At 71.8% G+C, this 20,976-nt stretch carries 21 protein-coding genes, 1 tRNA gene and 1 riboswitch; of the genes, 10 read left to right on the top strand and 12 right to left on the bottom strand.

The features are described 5' to 3' along the window. The 5 genes from QNO21_RS03515 to QNO21_RS03495 form a co-directional block, all read right to left on the bottom strand. Complete coding sequence (locus tag QNO21_RS03515) at window positions 1-1,344, bottom strand: homoserine dehydrogenase (RefSeq protein WP_257519448.1); 1,344 nt, start codon at window positions 1,342-1,344, stop codon at window positions 1-3. After that, window positions 1,341-2,753: a diaminopimelate decarboxylase gene (lysA, locus tag QNO21_RS03510; RefSeq protein ID WP_257519450.1), complete on the bottom strand. Its 1,413-nt coding sequence runs from the start codon at window positions 2,751-2,753 to the stop codon at window positions 1,341-1,343. Before lysA ends, QNO21_RS03515 begins: the two co-directional genes overlap by 4 nt. A gap of 147 nt (window positions 2,754-2,900) precedes the next feature. After that, window positions 2,901-3,743, bottom strand: coding sequence for an LmeA family phospholipid-binding protein (locus QNO21_RS03505; RefSeq protein WP_257519451.1), 843 nt, complete (start codon window positions 3,741-3,743; stop codon window positions 2,901-2,903). Between the two features lies 1 nt (window position 3,744). After that, on the bottom strand, window positions 3,745-5,412 hold the full coding sequence (locus QNO21_RS03500) for an arginine--tRNA ligase (protein ID WP_257519452.1): 1,668 nt from the start codon (window positions 5,410-5,412) through the stop codon (window positions 3,745-3,747). A 39-nt stretch (window positions 5,413-5,451) separates the two neighbouring features. Further along, entirely contained in the window at window positions 5,452-6,294 is an 843-nt protein-coding gene (locus QNO21_RS03495) for a transglutaminase-like domain-containing protein (protein ID WP_257519453.1), read from the bottom strand. Window positions 6,295-6,408: 114 nt separating this feature from the next. Here QNO21_RS03495 and QNO21_RS03490 point away from each other — a divergent pair, with 114 nt between their 5' ends. The 4 genes from QNO21_RS03490 to QNO21_RS03475 all read left to right on the top strand — a co-directional run bounded on the left by QNO21_RS03490 (window position 6,409) and on the right by QNO21_RS03475 (window position 8,788). Beyond that, complete coding sequence (locus tag QNO21_RS03490; protein WP_257519454.1) at window positions 6,409-7,212, top strand: SGNH/GDSL hydrolase family protein; 804 nt, start codon at window positions 6,409-6,411, stop codon at window positions 7,210-7,212. Window positions 7,213-7,292: 80 nt separating this feature from the next. Beyond that, window positions 7,293-8,096, top strand: a complete 804-nt coding sequence (locus tag QNO21_RS03485; protein WP_257519455.1) for an SDR family oxidoreductase — start codon at window positions 7,293-7,295, stop codon at window positions 8,094-8,096. A gap of 43 nt (window positions 8,097-8,139) precedes the next feature. After that, window positions 8,140-8,559: a glucose-6-phosphate dehydrogenase gene (locus QNO21_RS03480; protein WP_257519456.1), complete on the top strand. Its 420-nt coding sequence runs from the start codon at window positions 8,140-8,142 to the stop codon at window positions 8,557-8,559. A 70-nt stretch (window positions 8,560-8,629) separates the two neighbouring features. Continuing rightward, on the top strand, window positions 8,630-8,788 hold the full coding sequence (locus tag QNO21_RS03475) for a hypothetical protein (RefSeq protein ID WP_257519457.1): 159 nt from the start codon (window positions 8,630-8,632) through the stop codon (window positions 8,786-8,788). Between the two features lie 96 nt (window positions 8,789-8,884). On the opposite strand, the gene QNO21_RS03470 is transcribed toward QNO21_RS03475, so the two are convergent. After that, window positions 8,885-11,851, bottom strand: a complete 2,967-nt coding sequence (locus tag QNO21_RS03470; protein ID WP_257519458.1) for a DEAD/DEAH box helicase family protein — start codon at window positions 11,849-11,851, stop codon at window positions 8,885-8,887. Between the two features lie 202 nt (window positions 11,852-12,053). Here QNO21_RS03470 and QNO21_RS03465 point away from each other — a divergent pair, with 202 nt between their 5' ends. Genes QNO21_RS03465 through QNO21_RS03455 form a run of 3 tightly spaced genes read left to right on the top strand, consistent with a single transcriptional unit; the run spans window position 12,054 to window position 13,258 of the window. Next, complete coding sequence (locus QNO21_RS03465; protein WP_257519459.1) at window positions 12,054-12,299, top strand: hypothetical protein; 246 nt, start codon at window positions 12,054-12,056, stop codon at window positions 12,297-12,299. After that, the gene (locus tag QNO21_RS03460) at window positions 12,296-12,856 is read left to right on the top strand and encodes a hypothetical protein (protein ID WP_257519460.1); all 561 of its coding nucleotides are present in this window, start codon (window positions 12,296-12,298) and stop codon (window positions 12,854-12,856) included. Before QNO21_RS03465 ends, QNO21_RS03460 begins: the two co-directional genes overlap by 4 nt. Before the next feature lie 57 nt (window positions 12,857-12,913). Beyond that, window positions 12,914-13,258 carry a DUF6804 family protein gene (locus QNO21_RS03455; RefSeq protein WP_257519461.1) on the top strand — a complete coding sequence of 115 codons (345 nt, stop codon included), beginning with the start codon at window positions 12,914-12,916 and terminating at the stop codon, window positions 13,256-13,258. 4 nt (window positions 13,259-13,262) lie between these two features. Here QNO21_RS03455 and QNO21_RS03450 read toward each other — a convergent pair whose 3' ends face one another. Continuing rightward, window positions 13,263-13,667, bottom strand: a complete 405-nt coding sequence (locus QNO21_RS03450) for a DUF6157 family protein (protein WP_257519462.1) — start codon at window positions 13,665-13,667, stop codon at window positions 13,263-13,265. 49 nt (window positions 13,668-13,716) lie between these two features. On the opposite strand from QNO21_RS03450, the gene QNO21_RS03445 reads away from it, so the two are divergent. Then, window positions 13,717-14,568 (top strand): helix-turn-helix domain-containing protein, encoded by an 852-nt coding sequence (locus QNO21_RS03445; RefSeq protein ID WP_257519464.1) that lies wholly within the window; start codon window positions 13,717-13,719, stop codon window positions 14,566-14,568. Between the two features lie 146 nt (window positions 14,569-14,714). On the opposite strand, the gene QNO21_RS03440 is transcribed toward QNO21_RS03445, so the two are convergent. From QNO21_RS03440 to QNO21_RS03420, 5 genes are all read right to left on the bottom strand, one after another. Further along, window positions 14,715-14,790 (bottom strand) — tRNA-Arg (locus tag QNO21_RS03440). Between the two features lie 240 nt (window positions 14,791-15,030). Then, window positions 15,031-15,351 (bottom strand): DMT family transporter, encoded by a 321-nt coding sequence (locus QNO21_RS03435; RefSeq protein ID WP_257519466.1) that lies wholly within the window; start codon window positions 15,349-15,351, stop codon window positions 15,031-15,033. Window positions 15,352-15,361: 10 nt separating this feature from the next. Continuing rightward, a riboswitch (guanidine-III (ykkC-III) riboswitch) is annotated at window positions 15,362-15,426 on the bottom strand. Between the two features lie 42 nt (window positions 15,427-15,468). Beyond that, a complete protein-coding gene (locus QNO21_RS03430) occupies window positions 15,469-16,341 on the bottom strand; it encodes a CPBP family intramembrane glutamic endopeptidase (RefSeq protein ID WP_257519467.1) in 873 nt (290 codons plus the stop codon). Next, window positions 16,338-17,096, bottom strand: coding sequence for a tRNA (guanosine(46)-N7)-methyltransferase TrmB (trmB, locus tag QNO21_RS03425; protein WP_257519469.1), 759 nt, complete (start codon window positions 17,094-17,096; stop codon window positions 16,338-16,340). Before trmB ends, QNO21_RS03430 begins: the two co-directional genes overlap by 4 nt. Window positions 17,097-17,138: 42 nt before the next feature. Further along, window positions 17,139-17,978, bottom strand: a complete 840-nt coding sequence (locus QNO21_RS03420) for a DUF3097 domain-containing protein (RefSeq protein WP_257514441.1) — start codon at window positions 17,976-17,978, stop codon at window positions 17,139-17,141. A 192-nt stretch (window positions 17,979-18,170) separates the two neighbouring features. Between QNO21_RS03420 and QNO21_RS03415 the strand changes: the two genes are divergently transcribed. Together QNO21_RS03415 and QNO21_RS03410 are read left to right on the top strand one after the other, a co-directional pair. Continuing rightward, window positions 18,171-20,156: a TPM domain-containing protein gene (locus QNO21_RS03415; RefSeq protein ID WP_257519471.1), complete on the top strand. Its 1,986-nt coding sequence runs from the start codon at window positions 18,171-18,173 to the stop codon at window positions 20,154-20,156. Between the two features lie 68 nt (window positions 20,157-20,224). Continuing rightward, the gene (locus tag QNO21_RS03410) at window positions 20,225-20,965 is read left to right on the top strand and encodes a PspA/IM30 family protein (RefSeq protein ID WP_257517129.1); all 741 of its coding nucleotides are present in this window, start codon (window positions 20,225-20,227) and stop codon (window positions 20,963-20,965) included. The last annotated feature ends 11 nt before the right edge of the window (window positions 20,966-20,976 follow it).

Genomic DNA, 20,976 nt, shown 5'->3' with positions numbered 1-20,976 from the left:
TCAGTTCCCCTCCACGCGCAGCACGGACACGACGCGTTCGACGACGCCGCTCTCGGCGAGGCGGGCCACCGTCTCGCTCAGGTCGCGCTCACGTGCTGTGTGCGTTCCGATGACGAGCCGGGCGACGCCCGACTCCTGGCCTGCCTCCGCGGCTTCGCCGCCGGACAGGATGTTCTGCTCGACCGTGGCGATGGAGACGCGGCCGTCACTGAGGATGCCGGCGACCGTCGCCAGCACGCCCGGGAGGTCGTCGACCTCCAGGGTGATCTGGTAGCGGGTGCACACCTCGGCGATGGGGAGCACCGGCAGGTTCGCCCGGGTGGACTCCCCCACCCCGACCCCGCCGGCGATATGCCGGCGCGCGGCCGAGACGACGTCGCCGAGCACCGCGGAGGCGGTCTGTATGCCGCCGGCACCGGCGCCGTAGAACATGAGGTCCCCGGCCGCCTCGGCCTGCACGAAGACGGCGTTGTTCGCGCCGTGCACGCTCGCGAGCGGGTGGGCGCGCGGGACGAGGGCGGGGTACACCCGCACCGAGATCGCGTCGCCCGTGGGCGAGGTCTCACTGTCGACGCTCATGCGCTCGCACACCGCGAGCAGCTTGATGACGTAGCCGGCGTTCCGCGCGGCATCCATCATCGCCTTGTCGATGCCGACGATGCCCTCGCGGTGCACCGCGTCCAGCGGAACGGCGGTGTGGAAGGCGAGGCTCGCGAGGATCGCGGCCTTCTGCGCGGCGTCGTAGCCCTCGATGTCGGCGGTCGGATCGGCTTCCGCGTAGCCGAGCTGCTGCGCCTGGGCGAGCACGTCGTCGAACTCGGCGCCCTCGGCATCCATCCGGTCGAGGATGTAGTTCGTGGTGCCGTTGACGATCCCCATGATGCGGCGCACGCGGTCACCGGCGAGGGAATCGCGCAGCGGCCGGATGATCGGGATGGCACCGGCGGCGGCGGCTTCGTAGTACACAGACGCACCCACCTGCTCTGCCGCCTCGAAGATCTCGGGGCCGTGCGTGGCCAGCAGTGCCTTGTTGGCGGTGACGACGTCGGCGCCGGAGTTGATGGCGTGGAGGATGAGGCTGCGGGCCGGCTCGATGCCGCCCATCAGCTCGATGACGATGTCGCTGCCGACGATGAGCGGCTCGGGGTCGGTGGTGAACAGCTCCCGGGGCAGGTCGACGTCGCGCGGCGCGTCGATGTCCCGTACCGCGATGCCCGCGAGTTCGAGCTCGGCTCCGGCGCGGTCGGCGAGCTCGGCGCCGTGTTTGAGCAGTAGGCCGGCGACCTGGGAACCCACGGCTCCGGCTCCCAGCAGCGCGACACGCAGGCGGCGGTAGTCGGTCATGCGGTTCCCTTCGTCGATGACACCCCGGCGTCGCGGGCGAGCAGGTCGTCGATGGACTCGCCGCGCACGATGACGCGGGCGGAGCCGTCGGCGACCGCCACGACCGGCGGGCGGGGCACGTAGTTGTAGTTGCTCGCCAGGGAGAAGCAGTACGCCCCCGTGGCCGGGACGGCGAGCAGGTCGCCGGGAGTGACGTCGCCGGGCAGGTACTCGGCGTCGACGACGATGTCACCGGACTCGCAGTGCTTGCCGACCACGCGCGCCAGGGCCGGTTCGGCGTCGCTTGCGCGCGACACCACCCGCGCGGAGTACTGCGCGCCGTAGAGGGCAGGGCGGGCGTTGTCGCTCATTCCGCCGTCGACGCTCACGTACAGTCGGCGCAGCTCGTCGGTGGCCTGCACCGGCTTGACGGTGCCGACCTCGTAGAGGGTGACGCCGGCGGGCCCCACGATGGAGCGTCCCGGCTCGAAGGCGAGGGAAGGGAGCGGGATGCCGCGCTGGGCGCACTCCCCTGCGACCGCGTCGACGATCCCCGCGGCGAGCTCTTCGATCGGCGTCGGGTCGTCGGCCGAGGTGTAGGCGATGCCGAAGCCGCCGCCCAGGTTGAGCACCGGCACCGGGCCGCCGGCGATCAGCTGCGCGTGCACCTCGACCAGCCGGGCGGCGGATTCCCGGAAGCCGGCCACGCCGAAGATCTGCGAGCCGATGTGACAGTGCAGTCCGTCGAAGCGCAGGCTGGGCAGTTCGCGGATGCGACCGACCACGTCGACGGCGCGGGCGAGCGGAAAGCCGAACTTCTGGTCCTCGTGCGCGGTCGCGAGGAAGTCGTGGGTCTCGGCGTGGACCCCGCTGTTGACCCGCACCCGCACCGACTGCACGATGCCGCGCGCGGCAGCGGCCTCGGCGACGCGGGTGATCTCGGCGTCGCTGTCGATGACGATCGATCCGACGCCCACCTCGACGGCGCGGGAGATCTCGGCGACGCTCTTGTTGTTGCCGTGGAAGCCGATGCGCGCGGGGTCGGCGCCGCCGGCGAGGGCTACGGCGAGCTCTCCGCCGGTGGCGACGTCGACGGCAAGACCCTCTTCGGTCACCCAGCGCACGACCTGGGTCGACAGGAACGCCTTGCCTGCGTAGTAGACCTCGGCGGTGGTGCCGTGCTCGGCGGCGGCAGCGTCGAACGCGGCGCGGGTGCGACGGGCGCGAGCACGCACCTCGGTCTCGTCCAGCACGTACAGCGGGGTGCCGAAGCGCTTCTTCAGCTGGGTCACCGGCACTCCCCCGAGGCGCACGACGCCGTCGTCGTCACGAGCCGCCGATGCGGGCCACACGGCCGCGACGAGGTCGTTGGCCGTGTCGGGCTTCGCGAGGCGATCGGACGCGGGGACACGAGCGGGCGAGGCGGACACGGAGCAGACCAATCGGGTGGGGTGCAAGAAGCTGCGCCTTGCGGAACAGCGGCCGGATGCCGGGCGGATCATCCACGCTCCGACGTGCAAGCAGTCTAGGGCAACGCCGCCCGCGGGGCGGTGAGTGTGACGCCGCGATCGCGGCGGTCAGGCGCAGGTGCCGTCGGCCAGCAGCGTGTCGTCGACGAGGAGGCGACCGTCGACGTCGAAGCCGGCACGCAGCCGGTCGCCCTCCACGGTGACGTCCGCGAGAGTCAGCCCCTGCGGGAGGTACTCGGCGATGCACACCGGCCAGTCGCGCAGCACGGCGTTGGAGACGATGCCGAACTGGCGCCGCAGCTCGTCGGCGGTGATGTCGGAACCGGCGACCTGGATCGACGTGGGGGTCAGCACCAGCTCCCCCTCCTCGGCGCTGGGGGTCAGCGACAGCCCGACGGGGACCTTCGCTCCGAACAGCGACAGCTCGATGCTCGCGGTGATGTCGGGGGCGGCGATGCCGACCGTCTCCACGGGAAAATCCTCCACGGCAGAGAGCAGCCCGCGCAGCTGAGACTCGTCGAGCGTGACGACGGCGTGGGCGTCGCGCATCTCGCCGTCGCCGCGGATGGGGACATCGCGGGCTTCGACGACGATGTCGGCTGAGAAGGCCCCCTGGCGCACGTCGTCGGACGAGATGCGGATGCTCGTCAGCGCGCCGCCGATCAGCTGCGGCAGCACGGCGCCCTCCAGCGCCACGTCGATCTGCTGGTCCGCAGGCAGGGCGAGCTCCGTGATGATGCGCTGGCGCACCGTGTCGATGACGATGTTGCGCGCAACAGCCTCGGCCACGAACCACGCGGCGACGGCGAGGGCGACGACGATCACGGCCGCGATGACCCACGGCAACGCGCCCCGCCGGCGCTTGCGCGGCGCGGCGGGCTCGGGCGACGACAGCACCCACTGCGCCGTCGGGTCCGGCAGCGGCCGGGTGGGATGCGTGTCGCCCGTCATGTCACATGCGCTCGGGCGCACTCACCCCGAGCAGGTCCAGGCCGTTGCGCAGCACCTGGCCGGTCGCGTCGTTCAGCCACAGCCGGGTGCGGTGCAGGTCGGTGACCGGGTCGTCGCCGAGCGGGATGACGCGGCAGTTGTCGTACCAGCGGTGGTAGACCCCCGCGAGCTCCTCGAGGTAGCGCGCCACGCGGTGCGGCTCGCGCACCTGGGCGGCGAAGGCCACCGTGCGGGGGAACTCCTGCAGCACGCCCAGCAGCGCCGACTCGGTCTCGTGCTCGAGCAGCTCGGGGGCGAAGGCGCTGCGGTCGACGCCCGACTCCGCGGCGTTGCGCGCGACGTTGTGCGTGCGCGCGTGGGCGTACTGCACGTAGAAGACGGGGTTGTCGTTGGTGCGCTTCTGCAGGATCTCGGGGTCCAGCGTCAGCGGGGAGTCGGCGGGGTAGCGCGCCAGGGAGTACCGCAGCGCGTCGGTGCCGAGCCAGTCCCGCAGGTCGTCGAGCTCGATGATGTTGCCGGCGCGCTTGGAGAGCCGGGCGCCGTTGATCGACACCAGCTGGCCGATGAGCACCTCGACGTCCTTGTCGGGATCGTCGCCGGCGGCACCGGCGAGGGCCTTCAGACGGTGCACGTAGCCGTGGTGGTCGGCGCCGAGCAGGTAGATCTTGTGCTGGAAGCCGCGGTCGCTCTTGTTGAGGTAGTAGGCGGCGTCGGCGGCGAAGTAGGTGAACTCGCCGTTGGAGCGCCGGATGACGCGGTCCTTGTCGTCGCCGAAATCGGTCGTGCGCACCCACACCGCGCCGTCCTGGTCGAAGACGTGGCCCTGGGCCCGCAGGCGCTCCACCGCCTCCTCCACGAGGCTGGGTCCGCCGTCGGCGGCGGGGGCGTGCAGCACCCGCTCGCTGAAGAAGACGTCGAAGTGCACGTTGAACTTCGCCAGCGACGCCTGGAGCTCACCGAGCTGCAGCTCGTATGCACGGTCGCGCGCGGCGACGAGCTGCTCGTCTGCGGGGAGGTCGAGGATGCCGGGCTCGGCAACCCGCACTCGGCGGGCAAGCTCCTCGATGTACGAGCCGGCATAGCCGCCCTCGGGCGTCGGCTCGCCCTTCATCGCGGCGAGCACGGAGGCCCCGAACCGGTCCATCTGCGCACCGGCGTCGTTGATGTAGAACTCCCGCACGAGCGTCGCGTCGCACGCCAGCAGCAGGCGCGCCATGGCGTCGCCCAGCGCAGCCCACCGGGTGTGCCCGATGTGCATGGGGCCTGTCGGGTTGGCGCTGACGAACTCGAGGTTGATGGTGTTGCCGCGCTGGCTGTCGTTGCGGCCGAAGGCGGCACCCGCGTCGACGATGGTCTTCGCGAGGGCGCCGGCGGTCGCGGCATCCAGGCGGATGTTGATGAATCCGGGGCCTGCGACCTCGACCGACGCGATGCCGTCTACGGCACCGAGCGCCTCGGCGATCTCGGCGGCGAATTCGCGCGGGTTGGCCCCCACGGCTTTGGCGAGCTTGAGCGCGGCGTTGGACGCCCAGTCGCCGTGGTCGCGGTTCTTGGGCCGGTCCAGCGGCAGATCGGCCGGCGTCAGCCCTTCGGTCGAGCCCGCGCGTCGCGCCTCGGCGGCAGGGCGGACGACGTCGAGCAGGACAGCGGAGAGGGCTTCAGGATCCATAACCCTCCGATTCTACGCGGGGCAGGTGCTGGGTCCCGCTCAGGCCAGCTGCACCAGCTGCGACGGATCGTCCGAGGCGGGGTCCGATGCCGCGGCGGCGGCCTGAGCGCCGGCGTCTCCGGCGTCTTCGGGGACGAGCCAGGCGTCCACGTACATGCGGGTGAGCCCGACGTAGCCGCCGTGGTAGCTGAGGAACGCGCAGTCGGCGGCATCCCGTCCGGTCGCGATGCGCACGAGCGACCCGCGGTGCGACAGCCGGGTGGCGTCGATGACGTACCAGGCGCCGTCGAGGTAGGCCTCGGCGACGGCGTGGAAGTCCATCGGGCGAAGGCCGGGGGCGTAGCAGGCGGCGTAGCGGGCGGGCACATCCATGGCCCGCAGGAGTGCGATCACCAGGTGCGCGTAGTCGCGGCACACCCCCTGGCCGGTGCTGAGGGTCGTGACCGCCGAGTCGGTTCCCTGACTGAGCCCCAGCGTGTAGGTCGTGCTCGTGGCCACGAAGTCCTCGACGGCGGCGACGAGGTCGCGCCCCGAAAGCCCTCGGAACTGTCGCCGCGCCTGCGCGAACACCTCGTCGGACTGGCAGTAGCGGCTGGGGCGCAGATAGGCGATCGTCTCGAGTTCGCTGTGCGGCGCCGCTTCGGGCACGACGTCCAGCACCGCCTCGTAGCGCACGCGCAGCTCGCCCGGTTCGCCGCGCAGCCGGTGCAGCCGGCCGCCGGCGGGGTCGACGATCTCGCTGGGGGTGCGGTCCCGGCCGGCCTGGTGAAGGGTCAGCTGCTCGGTCACGAGATGCGCCGTACGCGCCGCGGAGATCTGAAGGATGAGGTCGACGTCGGAGCCCAGTTCCAGGTCGAGTTCGGCGGTCACTTTGCGCTGCACCGGGCTATCCTCGCACGGCCGATCGACCCCTCGGTCGCAGCGCCGTCGGCGGCCGTCGGCGGCGGCGTCGGCGCCCGTGTCGGCACCGGCTGCGGTGTGCCTTACCCTCAGAGCGTGACGGTACACACCCACGCGCGATCCCGACGCCCCGCGTGGCCGATCGTGCTGCTGGCCGCCGCCGTCGCCGCGATCTGCGTCCTCGCGATCTGGCGGCCGTGGCAGACGGCGTCGGCGCCCGCAGCCGGCGCCCCGGGAGTGGTTGCCGCCGTCGCACCGGCGGCCCTCGCGCTGCCGCCGACACCCCGTGTGCTGGTCTTCGGCGACTCGTGGACCTACGGGTCTGCGGCGAGCGACCCGACGCGCGGCTACGCCTACGTCGCCGCCGAGACGCTCGGGTGGGAAGCCGTCGTCGACGGCGTCCGCGGCAGCGGCTACCTCAAGCCCGGGCTCGACGGCGGCTCGTACGGCGAGCGCATCGCGGCGCTGGACCCGGCGCTGGAGCCCGACCTCGTGATCCTGCAGGGATCGATCAACGACCGCCGCCTGGGCGCAGAGGGCTACCGCGAGGCGGTCGACGCGGCGTGGGACGACGTCAGGTCCACCTACCCGGACGCGCAGATCGTCGTGCTGGGACCTGCACCGCAGGTGCTGCCCGTCGAGCGTGCGACCGCGCGTATCGACGCCGATCTGCAGGATCTCGCCGCCGCGCGCGGCTGGTGGTACATCTCGCCTCTCGCCGAGGACTGGATAACCCCCTCCCGGTATCCGGAAGTGATCGACACCTCCGACGTCGGCCGCGATCACCCCTCCACCGCCGGCCACGCCTACCTGGCATCCCGGCTCGTCGAGGCGCTCGCGGGCATGTCGGTGACGACGGATGCCGCGGCCGAAGGCACCCTGAGCCCCCTCGTGCCCTGACGCCGGGCGGTGTCATAACGCAGCGGCATCCGCCTGTAAAGCCCCGTGATCGGGGCGGAATCCGTGCCTAGCTTCGAGGCATGGACTCGACCTTCTCCCCCACCCACGCCATCGTGACCGCGTCGGACTCCGGCATCGGAGCCGCGACCGCCATCGCTCTGGCCGAGGCCGGCCTCGATGTCGGCATCACGTGGCACAGCGATGAAGAGGGGGCTCAGCAGACCGCCGAGGCCGTACGCGCTCGCGGCGGGCGGGCCGTCGTCACGCAATTCGACGCGACCGACCTCGAGGGCGCGTCCCAGGTGCTCGAGCGGCTGGCCGACGAGCTCGGCGGCGTCGACGTCTTCGTCAACAACGCCGGGGGCGGCGGCGGCACCGGGGTGCTGGACCTGTCGCTGGAGGAGTGGCGCTCCACCGTGGCACTCAACCTCGACGGCGCCTTCGTCGGCATGCAGTGGGCCGCGCGACGCATGGCCACCGCCGGCCGCGGCGGCCGCATCGTGGCGATCACGAGCGTGCACGAACACCAGCCGCGGGTGGGCTCGGCCGCGTACGTGGCCGCCAAGCACGGTCTGGGTGGACTCGTGAAGACGATGGCGCAGGAGCTCGGCGACCGGCAGATCACCGTCAACGCCGTGGCCCCGGGCGAGATCGCCACCCCCATGAACGACATGGAGTCGGGGGACGCGGAGCAGACCCACCGCCCCGGTATTCCGCTGGCGCGCCCGGGCCGCCCGGAGGAGATCGCGGCAGTCGTCGCCTTCCTGGCATCCCCCGCCGCGTCGTACGTGACCGGGGCCAGCTGGCCGGTCGACGGGGGCATGCTGCAGATGGGTCCGCAGGCCGGATCGCACCTCGAAAGCGATGAGTGGCGTCGACCGTGACCAGACGAGCGTAGGCTCGGAGGGTAGAAAGAGGCCTCTGAGCATGAAGATCGTCGCATCAGCAGACTGGCGGGACGCCGTTCCCTTCGAGACCCCGGTGGTCGTGGCAGACGTGGTTCCGGGAGATCCGGCGCACTGCGTCGCCTGCCGCACCGAGGCCGACCCCATCCCCCGCACCGAGCTGTGGGCGATCAAGCACCGGCATCCCAAGCACCATGACGGCTTCGTGCGGTTCTACTGCGCGCAGCACCTTCCCGAGATCCAGAAGCCGGCCCCGGCTCCCGTCGCGGCGCCGGCGCGCAAGTCCCGTTCGACCGCACGCCCGGCGGCGCGGCCCGAGCGCACGCCTGCGGTGCGCCGCAGCTCTTCGGTCGACGAGGCACCGCGGGCCATGTGCCCGAACTGCTTCGTGGAGGTGTCGGCGACCGGCCTGTGCGGCATGTGCGGCACCTCAGTGGCCTGACCCGGTAGGGCACCCGTACCCGGCTGTCAAGCGGTCGAGCCTGCCAGGGCGGGCACGCCAAGATCGGCGGATGACCGGACTCGCTGTACTCCTTCTCATCATCGGAATCGTCCTGCTGCTGCTGGGCGTGTTCGTGCAGACCGTGCAGTTCCTGCTGTACGTCGGCATCATCCTGATCGTCATCGGCATCATCGCGTGGCTGATGAAGTTCATCCGCCGTCAGGCGTGACCCGGCGGCGCTGATCCGTCGGGTGAGCGCCGCGCTTCGGTCGTCGCATGCGGCCCTTCACGGGGCGTAACGACGGCCACTTGCGTCCACCGAACGTCAGCGCCACTGTTCGCGGGAGGTGGCGGGCACAAGCCCGCCACCCCCGCGACGGGCGCGGGCCATGAGCGCGAGTTGCTCGGGCCGGTCCATCGCGTGCAGCACGCAGGGCCCGAGCTCTCGCTCCCACGCCGCGGCGAACGCCTCGGCATCCCGTCGGCGACGCCCGATGAGCGACGGCACCGGCACGAAGTGTCCCTCGGCCCGTCGCCGGGCGGCGCGGCGCAACACGCCCCGCACGAGCGCCGACCGGCCACCGCTGCCGGTCTCGAGCAGGAAGCGCGGCGTGCGCACGGGGCCGAACAGCTCCCCCAGCGCGTCGGCGAGCGTTCGCTGATCGGCGAAGGATGCCGACACGGCCTCGATCGAGATCTCTCCGGTCCCGTCGTCGGGCTCCGTCTGCGTCGCGGCGATCGTCACCGGCTCGTCGGCAACCCGGCCTGCGCGGCGCAGCGCCCCCCACACGATCCCCGCGACGCGCCGGTACGGCTCGGTCCCGCCGGAGAGCTGCCCACGCGCGCGCCGCCAGCTGCGGCCGAGTTCGACGGCCGGCACGATGCCGGCCAGCAGCAGAGCGGCGCCGGCGACCATCCCCACCTCCGGTCCCGCTGCGGCACCCAGCGCGAGCCCGAGGGTCGCGCTCCCCGCGCCGGCTGCCGCGGCCGCCCCAGCGAACGCGCCGCCCAGCGCACGCGACACCGGCCGGCTCGTGCGGAACATCGGAGCCTCCCGGCGGCGCGGAACGAGCGCGCTCACACTCTCGCGGTCGACGTACCGCTCGCCGATCCGCCAGTGCGCCCGCGTGACGGATCGCGGCGGCGGCGTGCCGAGGGAGTTGAGGGCGGCGACGGATGCCGCGGCATCCTTCGCCACGAACGCCGCCAAACCGGCCCGCTGGCCCGCGGGCATGACGATCGACGTCCCGCGCACCACCCGCGAGGCGTCGTCGGCGTCGAGTCCCCACAGGCGGGCGTGCTTGCGACGCAGTCGCGCGGCATCCGGCTGCGCCGACAGCGGGAACGTCGGCGGCAGCAGCGCCGTGACCGTCCAGTTGTGGGCGACTTTCTCGGGCCAGGCGGGGTCCAGGCGCAAGGTGCGTCCCCGCAGCTGCTGCGTAGCCGACGCCGTCGATACGGCGGTCAGGTCGATGAGGGTGTTGACCGCGGGGCAGTCCCACCCCTCGCCGAAGAGGCCACGGGTGCCGACCACCACCTGCACGGACCCTCGTGTGAGCAGCACGGACACCGCACGCACGATGGCGGCGACGCCGGCGCCCGGCGCATGAAGCTCCGACACCTCTGCCGCCTCCATCAGCGGGGCCGCCGCGACCGGCACGCCGAGCTCGTCCCCGAGCGCTGCGACGAGCACGTCCGCGTCGCGCGTGGCGATGCGCGCGTGGCTGCCGGTGACGAGGATCGCACGCAGTCGGGAGGTCGCGGTGTCGTTCACCAGAGATGTGAAGGTGCGCAGCGCCCCCGATGTGCCGACGAGCCCGCCGTGCTTGTTGCCGTGCGACGCGAAGTCGGTGACCACCAGTGCACGCAGCCGCTCGTCGCCCAGTGCCTCGCGCTCCAGTCGCAGGATGTCGCAGGCGGCGTGGTCCTTCGCCAGCGACGACGCCAGCATCGTGTCCACAGGGTCACGGGTGCGGCGCACGCCCCGGTCGCTCAGCGAGTATCCGAAGTCGGCGAGCATGCGACGGATGCGGTGCCACTGTCGTTCGGCAGCCGGGTCGGGCAGCAGCCGGTCCAGCGCGAAGCGCGCGAGCAGCCGCATCGTCTCGTCGGCGCTGGGCGGCCGCCGAGCCACGTCGGGCAGATGCTCGACGAGCGGATGCCGCGGCGCTGCGGTGGCCAGCATCGCCGCCGCGGCCTCGGCGGCGGCGAAGTCGTGGGCGAACGCCGCAGCCAGGCGTGCGTCCACCGCGGCGTCGTCGTCCTCGTCGGTCGCGGGCGGCGGGGGCTCGAGCGCGCCGCGCGGCGCTTCGGGCGGCGCGGGCGGCTGCAGCGTGTCGAGCAGGAACTGCAGACCGGTGTCGCCCGCGAAAGTCGTGCGCAGCAGCACGTCGAGCCCCTCGGCGTGGCCGGAGAGGAACGCGAGCTCCTCGCGGGTCGGCTCGGCGAAGCGCACGAGGTCGCGGTAGGGGGCGAGGTTGCCCTCGCGTACGACCGCCGGCACTGGCACCTCGTAGTCGACGTCGCCGAGCAGCGAGGTGTAGTTGTCGTACTCGTCGGCGTCATCGGGTGACGGCAGCGTCGCGGTGAGCCCGATCAGCAGCGGCTCGCGCCCCGCCTCGCGCAGGCGCGCGACGAGGGTCGCCACCACGAGCGCCCAGTGGTCGAGCAGGTGGTGGCATTCGTCGAGCACGACGGTCTCGACACCGTGCGCGACCAGCCGGTCGATCAGGGCGAGGGCGTTGGGATGCAGGGCCGACGCGAGCACCTCGGGATCCTCGCGCACCAGACGCCGTCGCAGCGTCCGCGAACGGCTCGCGATGCCGCGGCGGTAGGCGGCGGGGTTCCGAGACGCGAGGTCGTCGAGCCACTGCGCGGCGGCATCCCGCGATCGGCCGTCCGACTCGAGCTCGTCGCACCACCGGCTGCGGGCGAGCCCGGCGAACGGGTTGGCGGCGTCCAGCACGCTGAGGGCCTGGTAGGTCAGCGCCGTGAAGTCCCCCGGGCCGTCCGGGTCCTCGGACACCGCGCGCCGGTCGGGCGCGAGGGTCGCCGCGGTGGCGGCCCACTGCGCGCGGATCGTCGTGGTCGGGGTCAGCACGACCGCACGGCGGCCACGGCGGGCGGCCAGCAGCAGACCGAGCAGGGTCTTTCCCGACCCGGGCGGCGCGACGATGTGCAGCGCCGAACCCCCCGCGACGTCGACGCGGTCGAGGACGTCGGCCTGGTAGTGCCGCAGCGTTCCGGCGAACCGCCACGACGCGAGCGGTGCGGTCGCGGTCGCGTGTGGCATCCATTCAGCTTATGAGTGCCGGGCCGCCCCACTCGGTCGCGTAACCCCCGCCCCGCCGCCGCATCACCGTGAGACCCCATCTGGCGGACGAGACGGCGGGTGTCACCCACGGTCTCGTCCGCCAGTTGCGGTTTCATCGACCGCGGCAGCGGATGGGCAAGGAGAGCTTGCCCCCGGCCGCGGTGCAAGCTAGCCTTGCCACATGAATGCAGAAGCGCAGGTGCAGAAGACCCGCCGTCTCGTGATCGCAGCCATCGTGGCCGGCATCGTCTTGGCCGTCATCGGGTTGCTCGTAGGAATGAACATCCCGGGACTCGTGATGAGCGTGGCGGGCTGGTCCGCGGTGATCGCCGGGCTCGTGTGGCTCTTCACCGCTCAGTCACAGCGGTCGGCGGCGACATCCCGCGCCGGATCGTGGCGACCCGGTGACGAGAAACCGCGCCCGTGACCGGCGACGCCGACGCCGATCTGGCCGTCGAGCTGTCCCGACTGGCGGCGCGACACGGCGCTGTCTCAGGGCAGCCCGCCACGACCGATGAGCTGCTGACCGCCGTGACCGCGTTTCACGACATCGCCCGCGTTGCGGCGGACCTGCAGGGGCAGGCCGTGCGCGCCGCGCACGACGCCGGCGTGAGCTGGGCGAAGATCGGCGCACTCCTGGGCACGTCACGGCAGGCAGTGCAGCAGCGTTTCGACCCGCACTACGTCCGGCGCGACGACCCGGAGGGATCCAGTCGCATCCTCGGCCCGGTGACGCGCGCCGAAGAGATGCACCACCTCGCCGAGGCGGGGGCGCAGGGGTGGCGACTCGTCCTCGCCCGCCACGGTGAACACGTGCTCGAGCGGGACGACACCGCGTGGGAGATCACGCGGGTCTCGGTCTTCTCGGCACGGCCGATGCCCTCCCCCGCGGAAGGTTGGCAGGCGGCGGCCACACGGTTCCCGGACTGCTTCTACATCCGCCCCGCCCGAGGGGATGCCGGGGCGGTGCACGGCCGGAAGTGAACCAGACCCTCGGCGGGACGCGTCACACTGGGTAGGAGCACGACGAACGGATCCCCCATGCCCTCACCGCAGACCCGCGCGCCCTCGGAGTACCAGCGCAACGCACTCGCCCCGGCGATCCTCGCCGCGACCGCGTGCCTGGCCGGCACCGCACTCCTCAGCCACGAGTACTACCTCGCGATCCGCTTCATCGTGGCGATCCTCGCCGTGATCATCGGATGGTTCGCCCTGCAGGCCCGGCAATGGTGGTGGATGCCGGTCATGCTCGCGATCGCGATCGTCTGGAACCCGCTCTACCCGTTCGAACTCTCCGGCCCGTGGTGGGTGGGCGCCCACGTGGCCGCGGCGGCGGTGCTCCTCACCGCCGGCGCGCTGATCCGCTCCCCGCGGACGGGCGCCTAGCCGCTCACCCCCGTGACGAGCGCATCGCGGGCTTCTGTGTGAGATCAGCGCGTTCGGCGAGGGACGCGTACTCGGCGCTGCCGAGCGCGACGAGCGCGACGCGGCCCTGCTCGTCGTGGTGGAACCCCCAGCCGTACCGCTTGGCCAGCGGAGAGGCGCGCAGGCACGCCTGATCTTTCGCGAAGAAGCGATCCCATTCCGCGGGGCGCTCGGACTCGCTGATCCCGGCGCGCATGGCGTGCACCTCGAAGAGGATCTCGTCCGACGTCCTCTCGTACGGGTGATCGTGGATCAACTCGTACTGCAGGGACGCCACACTCGGCTTCGCACCCGCGGGCGGCACCTCTGCGACAGGCACGGGACAGTCGGGCGCCGTGGTGATGAAGGTACTGCGGTAGTTCGTCGTCATGACCGCATCCTGCGCCCCGCGGCCCGCGCCGGTATTGCAGAATTGCGCCATGGAGGGCACGCGCACGAGAGCCATCGGCCCGGCCGAGCGCTCCGGAGTGCTGCAGCCGCAGAATCTCGAGCGGTTCTCCGCCCGGTGGATCCCGCCGACCGAAGACCTCCGAGACGTGGTCGACACCTACTGGGCGGTGCAGTGGCGGCTCGAGCCCGGCGAGTCCATCGAGCAGCGGATCATCGACCACCCGTCGATCACGCTCAGCATCGAGAGCGGCGACGTCGCGGCCCCGCTCGTGGTGACGTCCGCTCGATCCACGGCGTGGACGCGCACGATCAGCGGCAGCGGGGACGTCTTCGCGATTCGGCTGCGTCCCGCCGGCCTCGCCGTGCTGTCCGACCTCGAGGCTTCGTCGCTCCCCTACGAGCGAGAGGTCACCGCGGACCTCGACGGGCGCACGCACCGGCTCCTCCAGCAGATCGCGTCGGCGCCGGACTCGACCGCCAGGTCCGAGGCCGCAGACGCCCTCGTGCGGGCGCTCCTCGCCGAGCGTCCGCTGAGGCCGTCGCAGCGGTTGGCGAATGCCGCCCTCGATGTCATCGCCGACCGACCGCACGTGCGGAAGACGTCGGACGTGGCCACCGCGCTCGGAGTGGGCGTGCGGACCCTGCAACGGACAGTGCGGGAGAGCATCGGGCGCAGTCCCGGTGAGATCGCTCGCCGCGTGCGCCTGCAGGAGGTCGTCCGGCGCCTCTCAACCGAAGACGGGAGCCTCGCCGCCATAGCCGTCGAACTCGGCTACGTCGACCAGGCGCACCTCACCAACGACTTCCGCTCCGTCGCCGGGGTGACACCCGGTGCCTACCTCCGTGCGCTGGCGCGGGCGAACGAGGCGCTGGCCGGTTAGGGCGGGGTCCCGCCGGGGTGGACATTCGGAACGCCAGTGCCCGTTTCCCGCGACCGGCCCGAGACTCTGGCGAAACACGCGAGAGCGAGCCGAAACGACAAGATCGCCGCCCAGAGCTGGACGGCGATCTTCGTTTTCAGTGGTGGTGGTGCCCCCGACAGGAGTCGAACCTGCGACCTACGGTACCGGAAACCGGCGCTCTATCCACTGAGCTACGGAGGCGTACCGAACGAGACTATCACTGGCCGGACGGCCCTCCGGACAACGCAGATCGCCCCGGAGCCTAAGCTCCGAGGCGATCAGTTGCGTGTGTCGGTTTCCGTATCCGGTCACCTCTCGGTATCCACGTTTCCGTTTTCTTCTCGCAGGACCGAAGCTACTCCGATCCCCCGCCGGGTCAAGGGGCGCCGCGCAGATCGACTCACCCTCGGGTTGAACGTGAAGGATGCCGGCATCCGCCCCTCACTCGGGGCTGACCAGCTTCAGCCCGACGATGCAGCCGACCAGGCCCAGGATGAGCAGGAACTTCACGAGCGAGAAGTCCTCATCCCCGGTGATCATCGCGTAGACGACGGTGATCGACGCGCCGATGCCCACCCACACGGCGTACGCGGTGCCGGTCGAGATCTCGCGCATCGCGTACGCGAGGCCCCCCATGCTCATCACGAGGGCGACGCCGAAGACCACCGAGGGCCAGAGCTTGGTGAAGCCCTCCGATTTGCCCAGGGCGGTCGCCCAGACGGCCTCGAGGACTCCGGACACGATGAGAACGAACCACGACATGACACAGCCTCCTGGCCAGTCTTGTCGCTCACCGGGTACTGAACCGTCGTCCGGGGATCCGGTCGGGATCCGCCTCGATGCTACCGCCGCGCTCCGGGTGACGGGCCGCAGCGGCCGTCAGGGCGAGACGAAGAAGATCGCGTCGAGCAGCCCCGGGTTGTGGGCGTGCACGAGCACGGCGAAAACCACCGCGTCGAAGAGCAGATGCACCGTCACGACGTAGGCGAGCGAGCGCGTGCGCAGGAAGATGTAGCCCTGCAGAAGCGCGAACGGGATCGTCAGCGCCGGCCCCCACTCACGGTAGCCGAGCTCCCACAGGAACGACACGAACACGATCGCCTGCAGCAGGTTCGCCGACAGATCGGCGAAGTGCCGGCGCAGCAGGGCGAACACGGTGCAGATGAAGAACAGCTCGTCCCAGATGCCGACGGCCCCGACGCCGACGAACAGGCGCGCGATGAGGTCGGGGGTGTCCACCACCGGCCAGTTCATGTAGACGCCCGAGGTGATGAAGTAAAACGGCAGGATCAGCCAGCCGAGCACCAGCACGAGCAGAAGCCACACCCACTGGAAGGTCGTCCACCGCCCTCCCCCGCGCCACGGGAACGAGATCGCGCGGTCCCGGTACACCCAGCGCGAGATGACGTAGGGCACGACCACGGCTCCGCCGAGGGCGAGCGTGAACCGCACCATCGCGGCGTTGTCGAGCTCGGCCTTCAGATCGATGAGGCTGACGATGACCATGCCGAGGGCGATGAGCGACAGATCACGCACGAGGCTCGGCGGACGGGTGTCGGATGCCGCGGGCACGGCATCGCGCTCGCCACGCCGTTCCACGAGAGCGGCCACCACGAGCCCCGCGATGAGCAGCGCCCACCCGAGCAGGGGCTGCAGCAGCACGAAGAACGCGGGAGCGGCCAGACACACCAGCAGCGCGGGCACAGTGGCGAGGGAGACGAACGGCCTGGTGGCCGGGACGACCGTCTTCACGCGCGCGCCTTCCGCCGGTAGACCAGATCGCGGATCTCGCGGCCCTTCGCGGCGCCCTTGCGCTCGAATGCGGTCACGACGCGCCCCTCGAACCGCGGGGCCCACGTGCCGGCGAACGCGGGCTCGAAGTCGGCGGCGTCGTCCATGACCGCGTGCATCTGCAGCGCGTAGTCCTCCCAGTCGGTCGCGAGGCGCAACAGACCGCCGTCGCGCAGCACGCGCGCGGCGAGCGCGGTGAAGGGCGGCACGACCAGTCGGCGCTTGGTGTGCTTCTTCTTGTGCCACGGGTCGGGGAAGAACACCCAGAGCTCCTGGACCGACGCTTCGGGCAGCAGGTGCTCGAGCACTTCGGGGGCGTTGGCATCGACGACGCGCAGGTTCCGCAGGCCCTGGCGGCCGGCGTCGAGCATGGTGCGGGCAAGGCCCGCCTTGAACACCTCGACTGCCAGGAAGTCCACCTCGGGGTGCGCCGCTGCCGCGTGCACGATCGCGTGCCCCTGACCGGAGCCGATCTCGACGACCAGCGGGGCGGTGCGCCCGAACACCTCTGCCGGGACGACCTCGGACCCGGCTCTCACGCTCGTCGTCGCACCGTCACGTTCCAGCGGCAGCGCGTAGAAGGGGGCCAGCTCGCGCCAGGCGCGCTCCTGCGCCTCGGACATGCGTCCGCTGCGGCGCACGAACGATACCGTGCGCTTTCGGAACGGGGCTTCGGAATCGGCGGTCGGGTCCGCGTCGGGCTCAGGGTCCGGCATGGGACAAGGCTACCGGTGTCGACCGGCGCGCCCCGCGACGGATCAGTCGTCCTGGGTGACGAAGTCGATGAGCCGCTCCACCGGCCCGAGCAGACTCGGGTCGAGGTCGCGGAAGGTGTGGACGCTCCCGAGAATCCGCTGCCACGCCCTCGCGGTGTCGGCCTGCTCCTCCGCGGGCCATCCGAGCGCCCGGCACACCCCGGTCTTCCAGTCGGTGCCGCGGGGAACCGTGGGCCACGCCGGGATGCCGACGGCGCGCGGCAGCACGCACTCCCAGACGTCCACGTGGGGGTGCCCGACCACCAGCACGTGCGCACCGTGCGGGCCGCGCGCGACGGCATCCGCGATGCGCTGCTCCTTCGAGCCGGGCACGAGGTGGTCCACGAGCACGCCGTACCGGCGACCGGGTCCCGGCGGCTCGTCACGCAGCGTCTCTTCGAGCAGATCGATGCCCTCGAGGTACTCCACGACCACCCCTTCGACGCGCAGGTCCGCTCCCCAGACCTTCTCCACGAGCTCGGCGTCGTGGCGCCCCTCGACGAGGATGCGGCTGGCGCGCGCGACCCGGGCGCGCTCCTGCGGGGCGGCGAACGACCCGGAAGCGGTGCGCATGCGCGGTTTCGGCCCGGCCGTCGGCACGACGAGTCGCACGGGGTCGCCGTCGATCAGGAAGCCGCCGCCCAGCGGGAACTGCCGGCGCCGGCCGACGCGGTCCTCGAGCTCGACCAGTCCCGCCTGCACGCCGGTGACGGCGCCGCAGAAGCCGTCGCCGGCCACCTCGACGACGAGGTCGCGTGCCGCCGGCACGTTCGGGATCTCGCGTCGTCCGGCGTTGCGCCAGCCCGACGCGAGCACGTCGCTGCCGTATCGGTCGTGGTCCATGTGTCCTCCGAGGGCCCGAGCGTACCCGCGGCGCCCACGGCGCCATGGGCGACCCGCCGCCCGGTGGCGCACCCCGCTTCATCGTCATCTCCCAGCCGCCGGACTACCACGGGCGGGGGGCCGGATGCATAGACTCGAAACGAGGTGCTTCGTCGCGCCTCGGAAGGGGACGCGATGCGCAGGCGCTGGGCCATGATTATCACGGCCGTTGCTGCCGTGCTCCTGTCCGCCACAACGCTCAGCGCGGCGGCCACCGACCCTATGCAGCTGGGGGCGTCGCGCTTGCTCGACCAGGCCGACGTGCTCACCGGTGGCGAGACGTCCGCGGTGGAGGACCGCCTCGACGGACTCTACGACGCGACCGGGGTCGACCTCTTCGTCGTCCTCGTGGACGAGTTCACCAATCCCTCGGACCGCCAGGAGTGGGCGGATGCCGTCGCGTTCGGCAACGGCCTGGGGCAGACGCAGTACCTGCTGGCCATCGCCACAGAGGGCAGGCAGTACTACATCTCCGCCGACGACGGCGGCCCCCTCAGCGACAGCGAGCTGACCGCCACCGAACAGGCGATGCGGCCGCTGCTGGGAGCCGATGACTACAGCGGCGCCATCGAGCTCGCCGCGGACCGCTTCGAGTCCGACCTCGAGCCCGGCGGGAGCGGCGCCTGGCTGTGGATCGCCCTGGGCGCCATCGCCATCGCGGTCGTCGTCCTTCTCGTCGTGCGCTCACGCCGCTCCAAGGCCGCGGGAGGCCGCGCCAAGAAGGACGACACCGTCGAGCAGATCCCCCTCCCCGAACTGGAACGACGTGCCGCGTCGGCGCTCGTCGCCACCGATGATGCCGTCCGCACCAGCGAGCAGGAGCTCGGCTTCGCGCGCGCGCAGTTCGGCGACCAGGCCACGGTGGAGTTCCAGCAGGCCCTGGCGACGGCGAAGGACAACCTCACGAAGGCCTTCACGCTTCAGCAGCGCCTCGACGACTCCGAACCCGACACCGAGCAGCAGGTGCGGGAGTGGAACACCGAGATCTTGCGGCTGTGCGAGCAGGCGGATGCCGGACTCGACGAGAAGGCCGCCGACTTCGACGAGCTGCGCAAGCTCGAGCAGAACGCACCCGAGGCCCTCACCCGCGTGCAGGAAGAGCGCGCGGCCGTGGCCGGACGACTGGATGCCGCAGAAGCTGCGCTGCAGGCGCTGCACGCCCACTACGCGCCCGAGGCTCTGGCGACGGTCAGCGACAACCCGCTGCAGGCCAGGGAGCGCATCGCGTTCGCGGACGAGCAGCTGGCACAGGCGGCCCGTGCCATCGCCGCCGGCGACGGCGGCACCGCGGCCGTCGGCATCCGCGCAGCCGAAGACGCCGTCGAGCAGGCTGCCCTGCTGGAAGACGCCATCGGTCGGCTGCAGACCGACCTCGGCAACGCCGAGAAGGATGCCGGCGCCCTCATCGCCGACCTCGAGCACGACATGGCCGTCGCCGCCTCGCTCCCCGACCCCGACGGCCAGGTCGCCGCAGCGGTGGCGGCGACCCGCCAGCAGGTCGACTCTGCGCGGCAGAACCTCGCGACGGCGGCCAAGCGTCCGCTGGCCACCCTCGAGGCCCTCGAGACCGCCAACACCCGCATCGACGGGGTCGTCGCCGCCGTCCGCACCGCGCAGGAGCGCGCCCAGCGCGCGCAGCAGATGCTCGGACAGCAGCTCGCGCAGGCCCAGGCTCAGGTGTCGGCGGCCGAAGACTACGTGTCGGCACGCCGTGGCGCCGTCGGCGCGCAGGCCCGCACCCGGCTGGCCGAGGCGTCCGCGGCGCTCGCGCAGGCGCAGCAGCTGGCGGCGACCTCGCCCGAGCAGGCACTTCCCCTGGCCCAGCGCTCGCACCAGCTGGCCGCGCAGGCCATCCAGTACGCCCAGACCGACGTCGGCGGCTTCGGCGGCGGCTACGGCGGCGGGGGTTACGGCGGCGGCGGAGGCGGCAACGGCATGCTGGGGGCCGTGCTCGGCGGCATCGTCATCAACTCGCTGCTCAGCGGCGGCGGAGGTGGCCGCTCACGGGGCGGCGGCGGCTTCGGCGGCATGATGGGCGGCGGCGGCAGCAGCCGCGGTCGCAGCGGTGGCGGCTCGTTCCGCCCCGGCAGTTTCGGCGGCGGGGGCACCCGCGGCCGCCGCGGAGGGGGGCGCTTCTGATCCTCCGGGCCCGCCGCACCGCGGCATCCCAGACCACTCCACGTCAACGTGATAGGAAGGCAACACCCATGGCAAAGCAGTCCATCTTCGGTCGCATCTCGACCCTTATGAAGGCGAACATCAACGCGCTCCTCGATTCCGCCGAGGACCCGCAGAAGATGCTCGACCAGCTCGTCCGCGACTACAGCAACTCCATCGCCGACGCCGAGTCGGCCATCGCCGAGACGATCGGCAACCTGCGCCTGCTGGAGCGCGACCACCAGGAGGACGTGCAGGCGGCCGCCGAGTGGGGCAACAAGGCCCTCGCCGCCAGCCGCAAGGCCGACCAGCTGCGCACGGCCGGCAACCTCGCCGACGCCGACAAGTTCGACAACCTCGCCAAGATCGCCCTGCAGCGCCAGATCAGCGAAGAGAACGAGGCACGGGCGATCGCGCCGACCATCGCCACCCAGAGCGAGGTCGTCGAGAAGCTCAAGGACGGCCTCAACGGCATGAAGGGCAAGCTGGAGCAGCTGAAGTCGAAGCGCTCCGAGCTGCTGGCCCGGGCGAAGACCGCCGAGGCCCAGACCAAGGTGCACGACGCGGTGCGGTCGATCGACGTGCTCGACCCCACCAGCGAGCTCGGTCGCTTCGAAGACAAGGTGCGCCGCCAGGAGGCCCTGGCCGCCGGCAAGCAGGAGCTCGCGGCATCGAGCATCGACGCCCAGTTCAACCAACTCGAGGACGTGGGCGAGCTCACCGAGGTCGAGGCGCGCCTGGCCGCGCTGAAGTCCGGCGCCCCGGCGAAGGCGATCGACGCCGGAGCCTGATCCCGAACGAC

The sequence above is a fragment of the Microbacterium sp. zg-Y818 genome, from assembly GCF_030246905.1.
GTDB lineage: Bacteria > Actinomycetota > Actinomycetes > Actinomycetales > Microbacteriaceae > Microbacterium.
The sequence above is the reverse complement of the archived record's forward strand: the minus strand, read 5'-3'. Positions and strand labels throughout refer to the sequence as shown.